Here is a 1,750-nt window from a genome sequence, read left to right as displayed (position 1 = left end):
TGGGATTAGAATACTTCGAAGCTATCGGTGAAGCAGCATTCTACGGTCCAAAATTAGATATTCAATTCCGTACAGCAATGGGATTAGAAGAAACAATGTCTACAATCCAATTAGACTTCTTATTACCAGAACGCTTCGACTTAACATACGTTGGTGAAGATGGAGATAACACTCACCGTCCAGTGGTTATCCATCGTGGGGTTGTTTCAACTGCAGAACGTTTCGTAGCGTACTTAATCGAAGAATATAAAGGAGCGTTCCCAACTTGGTTAGCTCCAGTTCAAGCAACAATCATTCCTGTAAGTGTGGAACATCATTATGATGCTGCCCGTGAGTTGAAAGAAAAAATGGCTCGTTTAGGATTACGTGTTGAATTAGATGATCGTAATGAGAAGATGGGCTACAAGATTCGTGCCTCTCAAACTCAAAAGATTCCTTATCAATTAGTAATTGGGGATAAAGAGGTTGAAGAAGGTACTGTAACGGTTCGTCGTTATGGTTCTAAAGAAACGAAATCAATGCCTGTAGAAGCATATCTAGAGTTAGTACAACGCGAGATTGCAAACTTCTCTCGTCCGCTTGAAGACTAATTTTTAAAAGGCTCGTAGCAATACGAGTCTTTTTTGTGCTTAATTATAAATATAAAACCGAAGGTTTTGATTTATGGCTGGATTGTTTAAGAAGGATAATTCTGCTTCTTATAAAACATAGGGGGTTGTATTTTTATAGAAGTTTCGTTCTTTCGAATCGATGCGGATGCCTTCATAAAAGCTGTAATGGGATAACGGTGCAAGCCGAAGTCTTGCCCCTCCAAAGCCTCAAAAACGGGAGTAAGGAATAAATTCCTAACTCCCGTTAATTCGTTTTGATATCATTCCCCATTACTGCTTTTATAGAATCCGCATGATTCTTCAGAACGAAGAATTAAAAATCTATTCGTATATTTTATAAGATGAGCTATCTTTCTTAGGCCGACATAAATCAAAATGCGGATAAAAAAAGACGAATCTTACGAAAAATTAGTGTTCGCTAAAATTGGAGTGTCCGTTGGAGTTTCTGAAACCGAAATAGCGGGATTGGATGTTTGACAAAATCAGATTTCAAAGTTAAGATAAATGTATTGGTAGATCTCTCCGCGTGTGGAGGGACTTTTTTTATGCGTATATATAACTGATTGAAAAGGAGAGTTTGAATGGGAGTTGAAGAAAAACAAAATCCGTTAGGGGTTGAAAAGATAGGGTCTCTTCTTAGGAAAATGGCGATTCCTGCGATTGTCGCGAATGTGGTGAATGCACTCTATAATGTTGTCGACCAAATCTTTATTGGACAAGGGGTAGGATACTTAGGGAATGCAGCTACGAATATTGCCTTTCCCATTACAACAATCTGTATGGCGATTGGATTAATGGTAGGAATTGGTGCAGCTTCGAACTTTAACTTGGCGCTAGGACGAAAGGAAGATAAACATGCGCGTGAAGTGACAGGAACGGCCGTTGTGTTACTTTTGACAGCTGGATTCATTATTATGAGCATTGTATTCGTGTTCTTGCAACCTTTAATGAATTTATTTGGTGCAACCGATCAAATTTTAGGATATGCCAGTGAATATGTTGGCATTACAGCGCTAGGAATCCCATTTTTTATGTTTTCAATTGGATTTAATCCACTCGTTCGTGCAGATGGTAGAGCCACTTATTCTATGATGGCGATTATTATTGGAGCGTTGCTGAATACAGTCTTAGATCCGTTA

General features: G+C 38.6%; 2 protein-coding genes. Both read left to right on the top strand.

Going from position 1 to position 1,750, the window contains the following annotated elements; translation table 11 throughout:
- A partial coding sequence (locus Q0594_RS08240) for a threonine--tRNA ligase (protein WP_298731154.1) occupies positions 1-590 on the top strand: 590 nt, incomplete at its 5' end.
- A gap of 602 nt (positions 591-1,192) precedes the next feature.
- The coding region (locus Q0594_RS08235; RefSeq protein WP_298731152.1) for an MATE family efflux transporter at positions 1,193-1,750 on the top strand (558 nt) is incomplete at its 3' end.

It is taken from the genome of uncultured Granulicatella sp. (genome assembly GCF_938030755.1).
Taxonomy (GTDB): Bacteria; Bacillota; Bacilli; order Lactobacillales; family Aerococcaceae; genus Granulicatella.
This window is presented reverse-complemented; position numbering and strand designations above follow the sequence as displayed.